Source organism: Planococcus halotolerans (genome assembly GCF_003289955.1).
Classification (GTDB): domain Bacteria; phylum Bacillota; class Bacilli; order Bacillales_A; family Planococcaceae; genus Planococcus; species Planococcus halotolerans.
In genome coordinates this window covers 121,170-139,319 of the sequence record NZ_QLZR01000004.1, presented here as the reverse complement: position 1 = coordinate 139,319, position 18,150 = coordinate 121,170, and the positions used below count along the sequence as shown (strand labels likewise).

Genomic DNA, 18,150 nt, shown 5'->3' with positions numbered 1-18,150 from the left:
GGTACCAGTATGAAAGTAATGAAAATATCGCCTAGAGGATACTGCTATGGAGTGGTGGATGCCATGGTCATTGCAAAGAATGCCGCAATGGACGAAACTTTGCCCCGTCCCATCTATATATTAGGAATGATTGTCCATAATAAACACGTAACCGATGCATTCGAAGCGGATGGCATCATCACGCTTGACGGCCCTAACCGACTGGAGATCCTTGAAAAAGTGGAATCGGGCACTGTCATTTTTACAGCGCACGGTGTTTCTCCGCAAGTTCGTGAACTGGCTCGCCGCAAAGGTCTTGTGTCGATTGATGCAACTTGCCCGGATGTTACCGTTACGCACGACCTGATCCGTGAAAAAACGGCTGACGGCTATCATATCGTCTATATCGGAAAAAGTGGCCATCCAGAGCCAGAAGGCGCAATAGGCGTAGCTCCTGACCTTGTCCACCTGGTCGAAAATGTTGAAGATGTTAACAAACTGGAATTGACAGCTGATAAAATCATCATCACCAACCAGACAACCATGAGCCAATGGGATGTTGTAGCGATGATGGAAAGGCTGAAAGAAAAATTCCCGCACTCGGAAGTTCATAAGGAAATCTGCCTTGCTACACAAGTTCGCCAAGAAGCGGTTGCTGAGCAGGCCGGTGAAGCTGACCTGTTGATTGTAATCGGAGACCCGATGAGCAATAACTCCAATCGCCTGGCGCAAGTCTCACAGGACATCGCCGGAACACCGGCTTACCGTATTTCCGATTTGTCCGAATTGAAACTTGAGTGGTTAGAAGGAGTCGAAACAGTAGGCGTAACTGCCGGTGCTTCCACTCCTACTCCAATCGTCAAAGAAGTTATGAACTACCTTGATAAATACGACCCGGCTGATCCGGAGACTCATGAATTGAAACGTTCAGTACCATTGAATAAAATCCTGCCGAAAATCAAACATCCGAAACCATCGGATCGCATTGAACCTTATCCGGTAGGAGAATAAAGAAAAGCGACAACGCCCGCTAAGCTCTGTAAGGCAAGAGATGGAACAAATGTAATTTGGGACATCTCTTTGCGACGAAGCTAGCGCAGCGATGCAGGAGCAATATGGGTTTAGGCAAATCAGCAGAGTGGCGGTCTTTGCCACGTAGCTGAGTTGACTGATGACCCGAAGAGCTGGGCCGTTGGAGTCTGGACAATAGAAAAGCGACAACGCCCGCTAAGCCCTGACAAGCGCTGGAGAGCTTGAAAGTAATGGCGTCTTGCCATTGCTGGCAAGACCGAAGCGACTCGAGGGGCTGGTCCACTGGAGTCTGGACACCAGAAAAGCGACACCAAAAAAAAAAGCGCCATTTTTGCAAATTGCAGAAATGGCGCTTTTTATCATATTAACTTAAACGGTTCCGTATCCACTTCAGAAGGAATAAATTCACATTGCCAATTCGTATGTTCAGCCATATATTCGGCTGCACCACGGATCATGACTTTCTCGACATGATGGCCCGGATCGACGATGTTCAATCCAATCGCCTGAGCATCCTGTGCTGTATGGAAATACATATCTCCCGTAACATAGACATCCGCACCGGAACGTTTGGCCTGAGAAATGTATTTATTGCCATCCCCACCGAGAACAGCCACTTTTTTCACCTTGTCATCCCAATTGCCCACTACTCTTGTAAATGGTACATGAAGCTTTTCTTTCACCAATTCGGCGAAGCTCCGAAGTGTCATTTCTTCCGGCAATGCACCTACTCTTCCAAGGCCCATCGGTAACTCCTTGTTTTCCAGAGTAAATACGTCATATGCCACTTCTTCATACGGATGCGCTGCAATCATAGACCGGATAACACGGTCTTTGTCCGATTTACGGACCACAACTTCAATTTTCGATTCGTCTGTCACTTCCATTTTGCCTGATTCCCCGATATACGGGTCAGCATCTGCTGTCGGCCGGAAACGCCCGGTGCCGGAAAGCGTATAACTGCAATGTTCGTAGTCACCGATGGCACCGGCTCCTGCTTTGCCTAATGCATCGCGCAATTGGTCTTCATGGCTTTCCGGAACAAAAACAGCTATTTTTACAAGTTCTGCTTCGTAAGTCTGAACAAGTACATCGGTATTTTGAAGGCCAAGTGCCTGAGCCAGAAGATCATTGACGCCGCCTTCAGCTACATCGAGATTGGTATGAGCAGCATAAACGGCAATATCATGCTTGATCAGCTTTTCCATTAACCGGCCCTGAGGAAAATCAGTCTGAAGATTTTTTAAGGGACGGAAAATTGGAGGATGATGCGCTATGATCAATTCAGCTCTTTTGGCAATCGCTTCATCGACCACTTCATCATTCACATCAAGTGTCACCAAAACACGCTCGACTTTTTTATTTAATGTCCCGACGTGGAGACCAATTGGATCTCCCTCCATTGCCAGGTACTTGGGAGACCATTTTTCGAACTCTTCGATGATTTGCTGGCCATTAGGTATTTTCACCATGCAGCACCTCTTCCGTTAACTGAATTTTGTTGATAAGCTCCTGTTTTTTAGCAAGAATTTCTACGGTTTGTTCTGTCGATTCCATAGACAGGAGAATCCGTTTCCATTGTGAAGTTTCCCTGTCCCACTTCTCGATAAACACCGGCGACTTTGCTTTTATAAGGAAAGGCCCCATCAAAAGTTCCTGCTCTGTATAGGAAACTGGAGACGAAGAAGGTTCAAGAACCAGAATTTCGTAAATTTTATCGTTTTCCTTTAAAATTTCCTCTTCAGTTATCTTCCAGCCGTTTGCGGCGCCCCATTCACGAATCGCTTTTGCATGGACGTTCGGCTGCAGAATCAGGCGTTCGACGCCTGCCAGTTTCTCTTTTCCTTCATCTAAAATCGATGCGATCAATGGCCCACCCATTCCTGCAATGGTGACGGCAGTAACGTTATCTGTTAACTCGACGGCTGCCAGCCCATTTGCCAGCCTGACCTCGATAGATTTACTCAGCCCTTCCTGCTGTACCTGTTTCCTTGCAGATTCATAAGGCCCTTTTACAACTTCACCTGCAATGCCTTTTTGAATATTACCTTTTAAAGCCAGGTAACATGGAAGGTAAGCATGATCGCTGCCGATGTCCGCCAAAATTGCGTTTGGGGGAACATAGGCCGCTACTCTTTTCAGTCTTTCCGATAATTGCTGCGCATTCATATAAAAATCCTCCAATTGACAGAAAAACCCTTAGCTCCAGAAGAACTAAGGGTTTTTGCTATTATTCTCCGAGTGATAGTACCCACTCAGCCATTGCTGGAATGTTTTCAGCTTCTACCAGTCCACCTGGCATACCGCCTTGACCGTTTGCAATGATTTCTTCAATTTCTTCCTGAGACAATTCAGTAGCAACTAATGATGGGCCTGAAGCGCCTTCATAGCTTGAACCATGACAGCCGATACAGCTTTCCTGTGCTTTAGCTTCCGGGTCGAATTCTCCTGCATCAGCAGTGTCTTCGCCTTCACCAGTTCCTTCGCCAGTAGCCATACCTTCGCCACCTTCTTCAGCTGCGTGATCTTCAGCAATTTCAGCTTCGTTGCCGACGCCTTCCAATGATAGGAAGAAAATTAAGCCGATACCGAAAGCCATGATTAAGATATAAGGTACAATTGCATTTTTTTGCATCCGTTACCCCTCCCTCTTCAAGTTCTGCAAATGATAGTATTCGTATCATTCATTATTGTACTGTATTCTGCTCAAAACCGAAAGACATAACGGATAAGTTTTACCGCTTTGTGACAAATTAAGTAACTTAACAGCCGATTTGGCGAGCAATTACCATCCGCTGAACTTCCGATGTTCCTTCTCCAATTTCAAGAAGTTTTGCATCACGCATATAACGTTCCACTTCGTACTCTTTCATATATCCGTAACCGCCGTGGATCTGGATTGCTTCATTGGCAACTTCCATCGAAATTTCAGATGCATAAAGTTTTGCCATTGATGCTTCCTTAGTAAAAGGACGTCCCTGATCTTTAAGCCATGCAGCTTTATAGACCATATTCCGCGCCAATTCAATTTTCATGGCCATATCAGCCAATTTGAATTGCGTAATCTGAAACTCTGAAAGTGTTTTGCCGAATTGTTTGCGTTCTTTGGAATATGCCAATGCGCGATTGAAAGCAGCTTGGGCAATGCCGACAGCCATTGCTGCAATACCGATGCGCCCACCGTCAAGCGTAACCAGGAATTGCTTGAAACCATCCCCGCGTTTACCCAAAAGGTTTTCTTTTGGCACCCGGACATTTTCAAGAACCAACTCGGTCGTGTTCGACGAGTTAAGACCCATTTTTTCATAATTATCGATGATTGTGAAGCCATCAGCATCCGTCGGAACAATGATTGCACTGATTTCTTTTTTGCCGTCAACCATGCCTGTAATTGCCGTAATCGCCAAATGCTTTGCATGGCTGGCGTTTGTGATATAGACTTTTGAGCCATTGATGACCCAGTCATCGCCATCTTCAACTGCGCGCGTTTCAGTACCGCCTGCATCAGATCCTGCGTTTGGTTCTGTTAAACCGAATGCACCGAATGATTCACCTGAACAGATCGGAGCCAAATACTTTTCTTTCTGCTCATCAGTGCCAAACAGGTTCAACGGCGCACCGCCAAGTGAAATATGGGCAGAATACGTAATGCCGGTGGAAGCACATGCTCGGCTCAACTCTTCAGTTACAATCGCAAAGCTGGTCGTATCGGCTCCGGCTCCACCGTATTTTTCATCAAACGGCAATCCCATCATCCCCATGTCGGAAAGCTGTTTGAAAATTTCAGTTGGAAATTCTTTGCTGCGATCACGGTCAATAGCTCCTGGAGCCACTACCTTATCCGCAAATTCTTTCATCGTCTTTTTAATCATCTGTTGTTCTTGTGTCAAATCGAAATTCATTTTTTACATCCCCTTTAATCTGAATACGCTTACAATATTCATTATATAGCTAAAATTCCGTCAAACTCAATAGATAAGGTGAAAATGATAAAGGTTCCATTGATTTGTCTCCTTTAACTTCAATAAAAAGCTCAACAAAAAAAACCGTTCCTCATATATACATGAGAAACGGCTGTGCTTATTCCAAAAAGTCTTTCAAGCGTTTACTTCTTGAAGGATGGCGAAGCTTACGAAGAGCTTTTGCTTCGATTTGGCGAATACGTTCACGTGTAACACCAAATACCTTTCCTACTTCTTCCAGTGTTCGTGTCCGTCCGTCGTCAAGCCCGAAACGGAGGCGCAATACGTTTTCTTCGCGGTCTGTCAATGTATCGAGTACATCTTCCAGCTGCTCTTTTAATAGTTCATAAGCAGCGTGGTCAGATGGTGACTGGGCATCCGAGTCTTCGATAAAATCACCAAGATGCGAATCGTCTTCTTCACCGATCGGTGTTTCAAGCGATACCGGCTCCTGTGCAATTTTCAGGATTTCACGCACTTTTTCAGGTTGAAGGTCCATCTCTTCCCCGATTTCTTCCGGTGAAGGTTCACGGCCTAGATCCTGCAGTAATTGGCGTTGTACCCGAATCAATTTGTTGATGGTCTCGACCATATGCACCGGAATCCGGATAGTGCGGGCCTGGTCAGCAATCGCACGTGTGATTGCCTGGCGGATCCACCACGTAGCATAAGTACTGAACTTGAAACCTTTCGAGTAGTCGAATTTCTCAACTGCTTTGATAAGACCCATATTACCTTCCTGAATCAAATCCAGGAACAGCATGCCGCGGCCGACGTACCGTTTTGCAATACTTACAACGAGTCGAAGGTTTGCTTCAGCAAGGCGTTTTTTCGCCTCTTCGTCACCTTGTTCAATCAATTTTGCAAGCCGCACTTCTTCTTCCGCTTTCAATAGATCAACACGGCCGATTTCTTTCAGATACATGCGGACAGGATCATTTATTTTAACGCCGGGAGGAACACTCAGATCATTCAGGTCGAATTTTTCCTCCGTCGGTTTCATAAGGCGGTCGAGGTGTTCTTCGTCATCGGATTTTCTTTCCAGTTCGATGCCATGGCCTTCCAGCTGGTCAATGAATTCTTCTACCTGGTCAGATTCCATTTCGAATACTGCTAATTTATCAGCGATTTGCTCATAATTGAGTTCACCGCTCTTCTTGCCTGCTTCTATCAATTGTTTCTTAGCTTCTTCCACATTAACTTCCGGACCTTCAGTAGTCAATGGTACGTTGCTTGCTTCAACTTCATTTTGGCGTTCAGACTTTTCAGCCATTCGACTTCCTCCTTTAAAAACCGGAATTAAACTATAGCGACTTTCGCAAAGCAATCACTTCTTGTGCAAGAAGCAAAGCGCGTTTCAGGTCATTCTGTTTTTCCGCTTCTTTTGATTGCTGTATCTTCAAAGATATTTCCTGCTCAATCCGGTGTTTGCCCAAATGCTTCAGACAATCGGAAATTTCTTCGTCAGGATGATCTGGGTCCCGTTCTGAAAGGGCGGTTTCCATTACCAGTTTTCGAAGTTCAGGATCCTTTAGTGTTTCCAGGAACTTGTGGAAATCCGCTTTATTCCATTCTTCATAAAATCCGAGCAATTGCACGTATATTGCCTGGAACTCTTCACTGATAAAAGGAATTCCATCTTCCTGCGCGAGTTTGTCCATGACAGAAGCATCAGCCAGTGCATGCGCCAGTAAAAGGCGTTCTGCACGGTGCAGCGATGTTACTTTCTTGGGTTCCCGCCTCACTGCCTGTGCCGGCGCTTCTGGGCGATTTCTTTCTACAGATTTGTTTTCAAGTTTGCGGTAATGCTGCAAAATTGCTTCCTGGGACAAACCTGTTTCAGTGGACAATTGTCTGATATAAAGATCACGCTCCAGGGGCGTTGAACGTCCTGCCAATAACTGAAGGACCTCCTGGATATATTGGAGCAGATCATTTTCATACTGGAAATTTTTATGGCGGCGCGCATGCATCATGGCAAAAGCTATAAAAGCATGCGGTTTTCCAATGATCTGTTCCTTGAAAGCTTCGCTGCCGTTTTCACGGACATAATCGTCCGGGTCCATTTTCCCTGGCAATACAGCAACTTCCACTTTGAACTTTTCTTCATTCAATGCAATGGCAGCCCGTTTTGCAGCTTCCCATCCGGCATCGTCACCGTCAAAGCATATGACGACATCCTGGGCAAAACGTTTCATGACCCGGATATGCTGGGAAGTCAGCGAGGTTCCCATTGTTGCAAGGGCATTATCGACACCTGCCTTACCTGCTGCAATGACATCCATAAATCCTTCAAAAAGCACAATTTTCCTATTCTTCCGAATCGACCCTCTCGCCAGATGAAAGTTATAGAGAACCTGGCTCTTTTGGAAAATAGGTGATTCAGGACTATTCATGTATTTAGCATCCTGTTTCGTATTTTCCATGATCCTGCCGGAAAAAGCGATTGCCTTGCCGCTTTCATTCATGATTGGAAACATGATACGACCGCGGAAACGATCAAAATAACCATCGGATTGTTCCCGGGCTATGGCAAGTCCGCTGTCAGTCAGCTCTTCTTCTGTATACCCTTTTTTCAGCAGAGCAGACGACATATAATTCCATTCCGGCAATGACCAGCCGATCCGGTATTTTTCAATCATCTCCCGTGTGAATCCACGATTTTCGAGATAATCCAGCGCTGCTTGCCCCTCTTCTGTATTCAAGAGAATATGGTGATACATATCCGCAGCAAATTCATGCATGTCCACAAGCCGGTTTTCAGCTTTGGACGGTGCCGCAGCCGAATCGGAGGATGTGCTGATTTCAATATCATGCCCTGTCCGCTGCCCTAATCTCGATAAAGCTTCCTGGAATGAAAGGTTCTCGATATCCATTAGGAATGTTATAACATTGCCGCCCGCTCCACAGCCGAAACAATGAAAAATCTGTTTATCGGATGTAACCGAAAACGACGGGGTGCTTTCTCCATGGAACGGGCAAAGCCCGAACCAGTTCCGGCCCCTTTTGGTCAATTGGACATACTCACCGACTATATCCACAATATCCGCAGAAGAGCGGATTTTTTCAATCACTTCTTCTGGTACCCGACTGGACACATTCATCACCATCTTTATTTGCTTAACATACTTAATTCGAGATACAGCGGCAAATTCCTTCAAGTTTCAATAAAAATGTGAAGGCGTTAATTTAGGTCTATCTTATTGGTTTAGCCACAATTCTTCATTATAAAACTCTTTTGAAGAAAAATCCACAAATAAAGCAGAAAAACCGCCTTTCCAGGTGGCTTTTCTACTTGGTTATTTCAATTTGCTCATTATTAAGTTTGCAGTCTCTTCTACAGCACGGTTTGTTACATCAATCACTTCACAATTAATCTTCTCGACCACTTTATTGAAATGGATGATTTCTTCATGGATACGTTGTATTTTTGCATAATTGGCATCATCATTCAAGCCAAGGGCAATCAGCCGTTCTTTTCGGATATTATTGAGTTTTTCCGGAGAAATGACCAAACCAAAACATTTTTCTGGTGCTACTCTGAAAAGTTCTTCCGGAGGATCCACTTCAGGAACCAGCGGAACGTTTGCGACTTTCAGGCGCTTATGGGCCAAATACTGTGACAACGGCGTCTTTGAAGTCCTTGATATACCAACCAGGACAATATCCGCCATCAGTATTCCCCGCGGGTCACGGCCATCATCATATTTTACAGCAAATTCGATGGCTTCGACTTTTTTGAAATAATCATCGTCCAATTTCCGGACCAAACCCGCTTCTTCCAGCGGTTCAGCGTTCAGCTCGACCTTTAACGCATCAAGCAAAGGGCCCATCAGATCGACTGCAGTTACATTCAGGCGGGCAGTTTCAGTTACGATAAAATCACGCAACTTGTTGGCTACCAGCGTGTAAACGACAAAAGCCCGCTGATCTGCAGCCATATGAATGATGTCCCTGACCTGGTCAATGGAATCGATATATGGAAATCTCTTCAGTGAAACATTCTGGTCAGGATTCAAATACTGGCTGACCGCTGCTTTGGCAACCAGTTCCCCTGTCTCTCCCACTGAATCGGAAATTACGAATACTCGCAATAGATTCATCGTTTATTCACCTCATAATTCATGGCTTTCGGATAAGGACAAGAATGCCCTTGTAATATTGGTTTTAGTGATCCGGCCGACAACTTTCAACCCGTTCGCCAGCTCTTCGACAACAGGCAGTGCATCAATCTGCTGATTGATCAGCCGGTTCGCCACTTGGATCAGGGAGTCGGTTTTAAAGCAATACGTAATATTTGGCATCCGTGTCATAATGATATGTACGGGGATGGACGTTAAGTCCTGGCTGCCGATACTCGTGCGCAATAAATCCTTGCGGGACAAAACGCCGGTAAGAAGGGAGTTTTTATCCACTACGAACAAAGTGCCGACATCATCAAGGAACATTTGGCTGATGGCGTCATATACACTGACATTTTCCCTGACCACCACAGGAATCGACTGGAAGTCTTTTACTTTCATATTATTCATCGTATCGGTTACGTCGTGTCCGGGCTTTTTGCCGGAATAGAAATAACCCACTCGTGGACGCGCGTCCAGAAATCCGGCCATTGTTAATATGGCAAGATCCGGGCGCAATGTAGCCCGTGTCAGGTGAAGACGTTCTGCTATCTGCTCCCCTGTAATAGGACCGTTCCCTTTGACGATGCGCAATATCTCTTCTTGTCTCTTATTGAGTTCGATCGGACTCACCGCCTCAAAATATGTGTTATACTCAATGATGATTATTATATACTAATTGAAGCTATATTGCTAAGAAAAGTTTAGCATGGTACAATACTTTAAGATTCTATAGCAGGCAATGAAAGATCTATAAGTACTGCCACAGGAGCGAGCGGGGATGGTGAAAGCCCGCATCGGCAGGAAAAGGCAATCTGGAGCCATAATTATTTTCAAGAGGGCTGCAACAGCAGCCAATCGGGGTGGAACCGCGGGTCATAACGTACTCGTCCTCGGACTTTATGTCCGGGACGTGTGCGATTTTTTATTTTATGGAGGTAATTTTTATGTCAATGGAAGATGTAGTATCGTTAGCAAAACACAGAGGCTTTGTATTTCCAGGTTCAGAAATTTACGGAGGCTTGGCAAATACATGGGATTACGGCCCACTCGGAGTAGAACTTAAAAACAATATCAAAAAAGCATGGTGGAAAAAATTCGTACAGGAATCTCCTTATAACGTCGGTCTCGATGCGGCAATCCTGATGAATCCTAAAACCTGGATCGCTTCCGGCCACGTCGGCAACTTCAATGATCCGATGATTGATTGCAAAAGCTGTAAATCACGCCTGCGCGCCGATAAATTGATCGAGGAAGCTTTGGATGCCAAAGGAATCGAAATGATTGTTGACGGTTTGTCGTTTGAAAAAATGGCTGAATTGATCGAAGAACATGCAATCGACTGCCCGGTTTGCGGCAAGCATGACTTCACGGAAATCCGCCAATTCAATCTGATGTTCAAGACTTTCCAAGGCGTGACAGAAGCGTCGACGAATGAAATCTTCCTGCGTCCGGAAACGGCACAAGGAATTTTCGTCAACTATAAAAATGTTCAGCGCTCAATGCGCAAAAGAATGCCTTTCGGAATTGCCCAGATCGGCAAAAGTTTCCGTAACGAAATCACACCCGGCAACTTCACATTCCGGACCCGCGAATTCGAACAGATGGAACTTGAGTTCTTCTGTAAACCGGGCGAAGACCTTGAATGGTATGCCTACTGGCGCGACTTCAGCAAAAACTGGCTGTTAAACCTCAACATGTCAGAAGACAATATGCGCCTGCGCGAACACGATGCAGATGAACTTTCCCATTATTCAAACGCGACAGTCGATATCGAATACAAATTCCCATTCGGCTGGGGCGAACTATGGGGCATCGCTGACCGCACCGACTTTGACTTGAAGCGCCATATGGAGCATTCCGGCGAAGATTTCAATTATATCGATCCGATCACCAACGAACGTTTTGTGCCTTACTGCATCGAACCATCACTCGGAGCTGACCGTGTCACGCTCGCCTTCCTCGTTGATGCCTATCACGAAGAAGAACTTGATAACGATGACAAACGCACCGTGTTGAAATTCCATCCGGCACTGGCTCCTTACAAAGCCGCTGTCCTTCCTTTGTCTAAAAAATTGGCAGAAGGCGCAACTGAAGTATTTGCTGATTTGGCGAAGCACTTCATGGTGGATTACGATGAATCCCAGTCTATCGGCAAACGCTACCGCCGCCAGGATGAAATCGGTACGCCGTTCTGCGTCACTTTTGATTTTGATTCAGTCGAAGATGGCCAGGTAACTGTTCGCCACCGCGATTCCATGGAACAGGTGCGCATGCCGATTGCTGAAGTACAGGCTTATATCGAAAAGCATATTCAGTTCTAATAAAGAAAAGCGGAAACGGCCGCACAGCTCCGACAAGCGTAAGACGATTTGGCGAAGCGGCATCTTTTCAGCCGCACAGTCTCGAAAAGCGGAAGTGCCTGTTCAGCTCTGACAGGTATAAGACGAATCAGCGTAGTGGCGTTCTTTGCCACGCAGCTGGTTTGACTTATATCCCGAAGAGCTAGGCACTGGAGACTAGACACAAAGTGGCTTACGACTCGAGGAGTTGGCCGTTGGAGTCTGGACACAGAAACTCGAAAGCGCTGCTCCTAAATTAAGGGAGCAGCGCTTTTATATTTTGTTTCATTTGCTTGCGGACAGTATTTGCTCTATTCCGGATAGTAAATGAAAAATATGGAAAAAAAGATGACCCCAAACAGCTGGATTCAGCTGTCTTTGGAGTCATCTTCTGCTTTTTTCGGTAAAAACTCCGGAGTGCGTTCGAGCTGCTCCAGGAATTTCCTCGATTTCAGCCGGATTCCGGCCTGTTCCTCATAGATTGTACGGACGATTTGCTTCAATAAAGATTTCGATTCTTTTTTCAGAGTGAGCGAACCGACACGTTCAATCGGCACGAAATAGAAAGTGCGGATCAATTTTACAAGAGCCGGGCTCAAGCGGATAATATAAGGATCAATATGGAAACAGCGATGGCATAGAAAACCGAGTTCCTGAAAAGAAAAAGCGAACTCCCCTTCCGTCGCCCCGCAGTTCGCACATTCATGGAGAGTCGGGGCAAGCCCGGCAGTCTGCAGCATCTTCCATTCAACGAATAACGTGATTGCTTCAGGGTCGTAGCCTTCTTCTATCGCATGCAAGGCCTGAAACAGCATCTCATAGATGCCCGGCTGCGGTTCATCCTGTTCCGTCAGCCTGTCGACCAATTCTGTAACGTAGCTTGCATATGCGGTCGACATGATATCTTCACGGATATGGCGCAGCGATTCCAATTGGTCGCCCGCTTGAAGCGTGCCCATCCCTTTGCCTTTATAGATGGAATAAGTGCCATGCGTAAAAGGCTGGGTTATCGCAGCCAGCCGGCTTGCGGGCTTTTTGGCACCTCTCGCCATACAGGTGATCTTCCCTGCTTCGCGGGTGAACAAGGTGACGATTTTATTGTTTTCACCATATGGCATCGTACGTATGACGATACCCTCTAATTGACTCTGCATGGAGACTACTCCTTAGTATTCATCGTCTCTGAATCCAAAATCACGCAAATGAAGGGATTTATTGCGCCAGTCTTTCTGCACTTTCACCCATAGTTCCAAATAGACTTTCGAACCTAGGAGGTTCTGGATATCCTGGCGGGCACGGGAACCGATTTCTTTCAGCAAAGCACCTTTTTTGCCGATGACGATGCCTTTTTGGGAATCGCGTTCGACCATGATGGTTGCCTGGACACGGACCATTTCCGGATTATCCTCATCAGGTGCAATTTTTTCGATGACTACAGCAATCGAGTGAGGAATTTCTTCCCGCGTCAGGTGAAGCGCTTTTTCGCGGATCAATTCAGAAATGATGAAGCGTTCGGGATGATCCGTGACCTGGTCAGCCGGATAGTATTGCGGGCCTTCCGGCAGACGTTCTGAAATTTTGGCAAGCAGATTTTCAACATTATTGCCCTGCAATGCCGAAATCGGAATCGCCTCAGCGAAATCGAATTCATTGCGGTATGATTCAATAATTTTTGGAAGGTCGTCAGGATGTACCTGATCGATTTTATTCAATACAAGGAATACGGGCACTTCAATGCCTTTCAGCATATCAAGGACGTAGCGGTCCTGTTTCCCGATCCGGTCAGCAGCACTTGCCACAAAAAGCAGCACATCGACTTCGCGGAAAGTATTTTTGGCAACTTTCAACATGAAATCGCCCAGTTTATGGCGAGGTTCGTTGATGCCTGGTGTGTCGATGAAAACCATTTGGCTTTCATTGGTCGTTACGACGCCCTGGACTTTATTGCGCGTGGTCTGCGGCTTATCGCTCATAATCGCGATTTTTTGTCCTACCACACGGTTAAGGAACGTCGATTTCCCGACATTCGGACGGCCGATGATGGAAATGAAGCCTGATTTGAATCCGTTATTTTCCTGCTGCATATTTAAGATCCTCCGGTGTAAAAGCTCCCGGCAATAGTTCGCTGATTGTTGTATCCTGAACATCGCCTTTTAAATTTGTTAGATAGACCGGCATATCAGGCGCACAGAATTCAGCCAGCACCTGGCGGCATGCGCCACAAGGAGAAACCGGCCCTTCCGTATCAGCTGAAACAGCCAATGCCGTGAATGTGCGGTCACCTTCCGAAACAGCTTTAAACATCGCTGTGCGCTCTGCGCAGTTCGTCAAGGAATAACCGGCATTTTCGATATTGCATCCCAAATAGACTTTGCCGTCTGAAGTCAGCAGCGCAGCACCAACCGGGAATTTTGAGTAAGGCACATAAGCGTTTTCACGTGCCGCTATTGCTTGTTCCAATAATTGTTCTTTTTCCATCTCAATCACCTCTATAAAAATTAAAACCATTTTGGTAAAAATATTAATAATCCAATTATAGCACTTGCGATGGCAAATACCAAAACGGCGCCTGCTGCCATATCCTTTGCCTGCTTGGCCAGAGGGTGCAAATCAGGACTGGCGAGGTCCACGATTCTTTCCATTGAAGAATTGAACATCTCAAAAGCAAGCATTCCCCCGATCACCAGGACAATAATCATCCATTCAAATGCGGATAATCCTGTCAGCAGACCCGCAATCAAAACGATGACTGCTGCCGTAAAGTGAAAGCGGATATTCTGTTCGCTCTTTAAAGCAGCCCGAATGCCGGCGAAGGCAAAAACAAAAGAGCGGAAAAACCTAATTGCCTTCATAGCCATCACGCGTGATGCCAAGCGAATTCAAAATCACGTCCTGTTTGGCGAACATCTTTTTCTCATCTTCATCATTCATATGGTCATAACCAAGGAGATGAAGGAAACCATGCACCGCCAAAAAGCCAAGTTCGCGCTCGAATGAATGGCCGTAATCGGCTGCCTGTTCTTTGGTCCGGTCCAGAGAAATGATGATATCACCAAGTACTCTCGGTTCGTCCATTCCATGTATTACCACTTCGCCTTCCCCCGGTTCTTCCATTGCAAATGAAATAACGTCCGTCGGCTGGTCTTTATCCCGGTACTCCCGGTTGATCTCCCTGATCATTTCATTGGTCACAAAACTGACGGATACTTCAGCATCCCCAATTTCCTCTTCTGTCGCTGCATGCTGGAGGATCTTCTCCACAAATTGTATTTCTTCTTGTTGTAAAGTTTCCGTTTCGTCCATAAAATCAATCGTCAGCATACCGAAAACCTCCTTCTATTCTTTATCTTTCGGGTATTCGATTCTTGTATGGAAAATACCGTTCAGCGTTTCACACATGACACTCTTAATCGTTTTCAATTCTTTCATAGTGAGATCACATTCATCAAATTGCCCGTCTTTCAGTTTATCCTCAATTATTGCCTCGACCAATTTTTTTATCTTTTCTGATGTTGGATCCTTCATCGACCGGACTGCCGCTTCTATGCTGTCCGCTGCCATAATGACTGCATTTTCCTTTGTCTGCGGTTTGGGTCCGTTGTAACGATATTCTTCTTCACTGACTTCAGGATTTTTCTCTTTTTCTTTGAAGTAGAAAAACTTCAGCAAACTCGTTCCATGATGCTGGTCAGCTATATCGATAATTTCTTTTGGCATTTTATATTTACGCAGCATTTCTGCACCTTGTGCGCCGTGTGCCAGTATGATGTCCCGGCTGGTTTCAGGCGGAAGCGAATCATGCGGGTTGGCGATATTCACCTGATTTTCAATAAAATATTGAGGGCGCTTCGTTTTGCCGATGTCATGGTAATAACAGCCCACCCTTGCCAACAGGCCGTTTGCACCTATCGCTTCACAAGAGGCGTCCGCCAGATTCGCCACCATTACACTGTGGTGGTATGTGCCTGGCGTTTCAGTCAGAATTTTCTTCAAAAGCGGATGGTTGGGGTTGGATAATTCAATCAGCCGCATTGGCGAAAGGAGTCCGAAAGCCCATTCAAAAAATGGAAGCAAGCCGATGGTCAAAGCTCCGGACAGGAGACCGGAAACGATTGCGGCCGTAAAGTAAAAGCCGACTTCAGCCATATCATATTGGCTCTGGGAGATCAGCAGATAAAAACCGATGAACAGCGAGTTGACAATGGCGACTAAAAGGCTTGTCTGCAGCAGCCTGGCACGCCGATCATCGCGTTCAATCAAATAGACACCTGCAAGCCCGCCGAATAGGATGTACAGAACGACTTCCATCTGGAGAATGGGTGAATATGAATTTTGAAGCATTAGCCCGGCACTCGCGGCAGTAATGAATGTCACTAGAATGGCCGTTCTCTCATTCAGGAGCATGCGGATGATCATGCCGGCAAGAGCTGTAGGGAAAAGAAACGCAATTTCCACATCAAAATTGCCGCTCACTGCACCAAGCAGTTTCATCAATGTCAAACTGATAATCAAAACAGCAGCCAATACCAGCAAAGCAGTCATTTTCTTTTGCTCCGGTTCCTGCGAGCGCTGCACCACTATTAATAATAGCCCCATTACAATTAAAACAAACAGCAATAACCCTAGAGCCGGCTTCCAGTCGGTCTGGTTGTCTGTAATGCCCGCAAGTTCCAATTGGCGGTAAACTTCCCTGTCCACAACCTGCCCTTCCTGCACCAGCACCTGGCCTTGAAGGATTTTGGTGGGTTCAACACTTTCCCGTGCCTGCTTCAGCTGTGCTTCTGTCAGGCTCTCGTCCACTGTTTCATTGGCTTTGACACCGAATCTGACAATGGCAGCAGCAGCCTGCAGGACGGAAGCTGGAATTTCTTCGTTGCTGCGGATCAATTGTTCAGCTTCGTTGCGTTTAATGTTGAGGTCTTCTTCACGGACAGGGGAAGCAAGGATATTTTCCGCGACATTTTCGATTTCCTGCTGAACTGCAACAAGGCGTTCATCAGACAAAGTAAGCAAAGAACGCAGCATATCGTCTGTCAGCCGCAAACCATTTTCACTCGTTTCCATTAATCGAGTGGTTTCACGCAATTCTGCAACCATTTCCTGCAATTCTGCAGCTTCTTTTCCCTCTTCCCCTTCAGTTTCCAGCTTTTTGGCATCCTGAACATAACCAAATAAAGATGAAATGACCGCAGATTGATTGTCCGCCAGTTCATCATTGAATTTATAGCTCGGCGTCAGCTCTGAAGCTGCACGCTGCCTTTCAAGTTCCGTTTTTACCGGGTCTTCAACAGTTTTGGATGACCGGATCGTTTCATCCGATAATTGGAAAAGTTCGATATTATATGTATCACCTTTGATGTTGCTGTAAAGAAAGCTGAAAAGAATGATGCCTATCAAAAAAATCATTGAAAATGAGAAGACTCTAAAACCCGTTTTTTCATAAATCGCCCGAATCCTTGTGACCATCTAACCACCTCACTCTTAGTACTTACATCATATCAATATCAGTTCTTTATTTCACGATATTTCCGAATAATTTCCATTGTTTGCTAATAAGAACTAAAGAAAATAGAAAAACCAGCCTCAAATCGGCTGGTTTTCGTATGCATCGATAATTTTTGAAACCAATGGATGGCGCACAACATCTCCGCTTTCAAGATACATGAACTGGATGCCGCTGACTCCGTGCAATATCTTTTCCGTCGCGATCAAACCCGATTCTGCTCCGCGGGGCAAATCAATCTGCGTCTTGTCTCCGGTAATAATCATTTTGGAACCGAATCCAAGACGGGTCAGGAACATCTTCATCTGGGCTTTCGTCGTGTTCTGTGCTTCATCGAGAATGACGAAAGCTTCATCGAGTGTTCTTCCGCGCATATATGCTAAAGGTGCAACTTCGATTGTCCCTCGTTCGATGAACCGGTTTGTCTGCTCAACACCAAGTACGTCGTGCATCGAATCGTAAAGCGGACGCAAATATGGATCTACTTTTTCCTTCAGGTCCCCTGGCAGGAATCCAAGGCTTTCTCCAGCTTCAACAGCAGGACGGGTTAAGATGATCCGTTTAACATGCCCATTCTTCAAGGCCTGGACTGCCATTACAACAGCTAAATAAGTTTTTCCTGTACCTGCAGGACCGATAGCGAACGTCAGGTCCTTGCTGCGGATTGCCCGAATATAATGACGCTGGCCGATTGTTTTTGCGCGGATGATTTTTCCGGCAGCATTTCTGGCAATTTCTTCGTCATACAACTCAGCAAAGTATTCAATGGTGCCAGCCTTGGCCATTTCGATTGCTGACACGATGTCGCGCTGGTCAATATTAATCCCTTTGCGGATAACTTTTAATAATTGTTCTATTAGTAACTTCCCGGTTTCTTTGCCTTCATCTGTACCTGACAGTTTAATGACTTCTCCACGGGTAATGATATGGATATTGAATGCTTCCTCGATCAATGTCATGTGATTATCTGATATGCCAAGCAGAAGCACCGCTTCATTGGGGTCTTTCACATGAAGTTCTAACAATTCGTTCTCAGTCATTCGGACACTCCTTGGTTGAGTTATTTATTCTAATTTCACTCTATCATTAAACAGGAATAACTGTAAAATATTAATACCGGAAATCTAGTTTACATAATAATAATACGAATAAATAATAGCTAAAAATTAAGTTATTTAGAAAAAACGGCCAAGGGAAACTTCCCTCGACCG

Annotated in this window: 17 protein-coding genes; 2 read left to right on the top strand and 15 right to left on the bottom strand. The window is 45.6% G+C overall.

Translation table 11 applies throughout. The annotated features are described in order from the left end of the window. Nucleotides 1–9 precede the first annotated feature (9 nt). A complete protein-coding gene (locus DP120_RS11495) occupies nt 10–990 on the top strand; it encodes a 4-hydroxy-3-methylbut-2-enyl diphosphate reductase (protein ID WP_112223821.1) in 981 nt (326 codons plus the stop codon). Nucleotides 991–1,370: 380 nt separating this feature from the next. Here DP120_RS11495 and DP120_RS11490 read toward each other — a convergent pair whose 3' ends face one another. The 8 genes from DP120_RS11490 to ccpN form a co-directional block, all read right to left on the bottom strand. After that, on the bottom strand, nt 1,371–2,480 hold the full coding sequence (locus DP120_RS11490; protein WP_112223985.1) for a Nif3-like dinuclear metal center hexameric protein: 1,110 nt from the start codon (nt 2,478–2,480) through the stop codon (nt 1,371–1,373). Then, entirely contained in the window at nt 2,467–3,180 is a 714-nt protein-coding gene (locus DP120_RS11485; RefSeq protein ID WP_112223820.1) for a tRNA (adenine(22)-N(1))-methyltransferase, read from the bottom strand. Before DP120_RS11485 ends, DP120_RS11490 begins: the two co-directional genes overlap by 14 nt. Before the next feature lie 61 nt (nt 3,181–3,241). Beyond that, on the bottom strand, nt 3,242–3,646 hold the full coding sequence (gene cccA / locus DP120_RS11480; RefSeq protein WP_112223819.1) for a cytochrome c550: 405 nt from the start codon (nt 3,644–3,646) through the stop codon (nt 3,242–3,244). Between the two features lie 127 nt (nt 3,647–3,773). After that, on the bottom strand, nt 3,774–4,913 hold the full coding sequence (locus tag DP120_RS11475; protein ID WP_112223818.1) for an acyl-CoA dehydrogenase: 1,140 nt from the start codon (nt 4,911–4,913) through the stop codon (nt 3,774–3,776). A gap of 178 nt (nt 4,914–5,091) precedes the next feature. After that, complete coding sequence (gene rpoD / locus DP120_RS11470) at nt 5,092–6,246, bottom strand: RNA polymerase sigma factor RpoD (RefSeq protein WP_112223817.1); 1,155 nt, start codon at nt 6,244–6,246, stop codon at nt 5,092–5,094. 31 nt (nt 6,247–6,277) lie between these two features. Continuing rightward, nucleotides 6,278–8,071, bottom strand: a complete 1,794-nt coding sequence (dnaG, locus tag DP120_RS11465) for a DNA primase (RefSeq protein ID WP_112223816.1) — start codon at nt 8,069–8,071, stop codon at nt 6,278–6,280. 201 nt (nt 8,072–8,272) lie between these two features. Continuing rightward, nucleotides 8,273–9,076, bottom strand: a complete 804-nt coding sequence (locus DP120_RS11460; RefSeq protein ID WP_112223815.1) for a pyruvate, water dikinase regulatory protein — start codon at nt 9,074–9,076, stop codon at nt 8,273–8,275. Nucleotides 9,077–9,088: 12 nt separating this feature from the next. Continuing rightward, nucleotides 9,089–9,727: a transcriptional regulator CcpN gene (ccpN, locus tag DP120_RS11455; protein ID WP_112223814.1), complete on the bottom strand. Its 639-nt coding sequence runs from the start codon at nt 9,725–9,727 to the stop codon at nt 9,089–9,091. Nucleotides 9,728–10,041: 314 nt separating this feature from the next. Here ccpN and DP120_RS11450 point away from each other — a divergent pair, with 314 nt between their 5' ends. Then, on the top strand, nt 10,042–11,418 hold the full coding sequence (locus tag DP120_RS11450; RefSeq protein WP_112223813.1) for a glycine--tRNA ligase: 1,377 nt from the start codon (nt 10,042–10,044) through the stop codon (nt 11,416–11,418). Between the two features lie 386 nt (nt 11,419–11,804). On the opposite strand, the gene recO is transcribed toward DP120_RS11450, so the two are convergent. The 7 genes from recO to DP120_RS11415 form a co-directional block, all read right to left on the bottom strand. Then, nucleotides 11,805–12,590, bottom strand: coding sequence for a DNA repair protein RecO (gene recO, locus DP120_RS11445; protein ID WP_112223812.1), 786 nt, complete (start codon nt 12,588–12,590; stop codon nt 11,805–11,807). A gap of 12 nt (nt 12,591–12,602) precedes the next feature. Beyond that, a complete protein-coding gene (gene era / locus DP120_RS11440; RefSeq protein WP_112223811.1) occupies nt 12,603–13,520 on the bottom strand; it encodes a GTPase Era in 918 nt (305 codons plus the stop codon). Continuing rightward, entirely contained in the window at nt 13,504–13,914 is a 411-nt protein-coding gene (locus tag DP120_RS11435; protein ID WP_112223810.1) for a cytidine deaminase, read from the bottom strand. Before DP120_RS11435 ends, era begins: the two co-directional genes overlap by 17 nt. A 20-nt stretch (nt 13,915–13,934) precedes the next feature. Beyond that, on the bottom strand, nt 13,935–14,288 hold the full coding sequence (locus DP120_RS11430) for a diacylglycerol kinase family protein (RefSeq protein ID WP_112223984.1): 354 nt from the start codon (nt 14,286–14,288) through the stop codon (nt 13,935–13,937). Beyond that, the gene (gene ybeY / locus DP120_RS11425; protein WP_112223809.1) at nt 14,275–14,757 is read right to left on the bottom strand and encodes an rRNA maturation RNase YbeY; all 483 of its coding nucleotides are present in this window, start codon (nt 14,755–14,757) and stop codon (nt 14,275–14,277) included. Before ybeY ends, DP120_RS11430 begins: the two co-directional genes overlap by 14 nt. A 15-nt stretch (nt 14,758–14,772) precedes the next feature. Continuing rightward, complete coding sequence (locus DP120_RS11420; RefSeq protein WP_112223808.1) at nt 14,773–16,902, bottom strand: HD family phosphohydrolase; 2,130 nt, start codon at nt 16,900–16,902, stop codon at nt 14,773–14,775. 117 nt (nt 16,903–17,019) lie between these two features. Continuing rightward, complete coding sequence (locus DP120_RS11415; RefSeq protein ID WP_112223807.1) at nt 17,020–17,979, bottom strand: PhoH family protein; 960 nt, start codon at nt 17,977–17,979, stop codon at nt 17,020–17,022. Nucleotides 17,980–18,150: the final 171 nt, after the last annotated feature.

Bases quoted from the DNA above. Each gene is read 5' to 3' on its own strand.
- DP120_RS11430 (WP_112223984.1), bottom strand. From the start codon at position 14,288: ATGAAGGCAATTAGGTTTTTCCGCTCTTTTGTTTTTGCCTTCGCCGGC.
- era (WP_112223811.1), bottom strand. From the start codon at position 13,520: ATGCAGCAGGAAAATAACGGATTCAAATCAGGCTTCATTTCCATCATC.
- DP120_RS11415 (WP_112223807.1), bottom strand. From the start codon at position 17,979: ATGACTGAGAACGAATTGTTAGAACTTCATGTGAAAGACCCCAATGAA.
- cccA (WP_112223819.1), bottom strand. From the start codon at position 3,646: ATGCAAAAAAATGCAATTGTACCTTATATCTTAATCATGGCTTTCGGT.
- DP120_RS11495 (WP_112223821.1), top strand. From the start codon at position 10: ATGAAAGTAATGAAAATATCGCCTAGAGGATACTGCTATGGAGTGGTG.
- DP120_RS11435 (WP_112223810.1), bottom strand. From the start codon at position 13,914: ATGGAAAAAGAACAATTATTGGAACAAGCAATAGCGGCACGTGAAAAC.
- rpoD (WP_112223817.1), bottom strand. From the start codon at position 6,246: ATGGCTGAAAAGTCTGAACGCCAAAATGAAGTTGAAGCAAGCAACGTA.
- recO (WP_112223812.1), bottom strand. From the start codon at position 12,590: ATGCAGAGTCAATTAGAGGGTATCGTCATACGTACGATGCCATATGGT.
- DP120_RS11450 (WP_112223813.1), top strand. From the start codon at position 10,042: ATGTCAATGGAAGATGTAGTATCGTTAGCAAAACACAGAGGCTTTGTA.
- ybeY (WP_112223809.1), bottom strand. From the start codon at position 14,757: ATGCTGACGATTGATTTTATGGACGAAACGGAAACTTTACAACAAGAA.
- DP120_RS11475 (WP_112223818.1), bottom strand. From the start codon at position 4,913: ATGAATTTCGATTTGACACAAGAACAACAGATGATTAAAAAGACGATG.
- DP120_RS11485 (WP_112223820.1), bottom strand. From the start codon at position 3,180: ATGAATGCGCAGCAATTATCGGAAAGACTGAAAAGAGTAGCGGCCTAT.
- DP120_RS11460 (WP_112223815.1), bottom strand. From the start codon at position 9,076: ATGAATCTATTGCGAGTATTCGTAATTTCCGATTCAGTGGGAGAGACA.
- DP120_RS11420 (WP_112223808.1), bottom strand. From the start codon at position 16,902: ATGGTCACAAGGATTCGGGCGATTTATGAAAAAACGGGTTTTAGAGTC.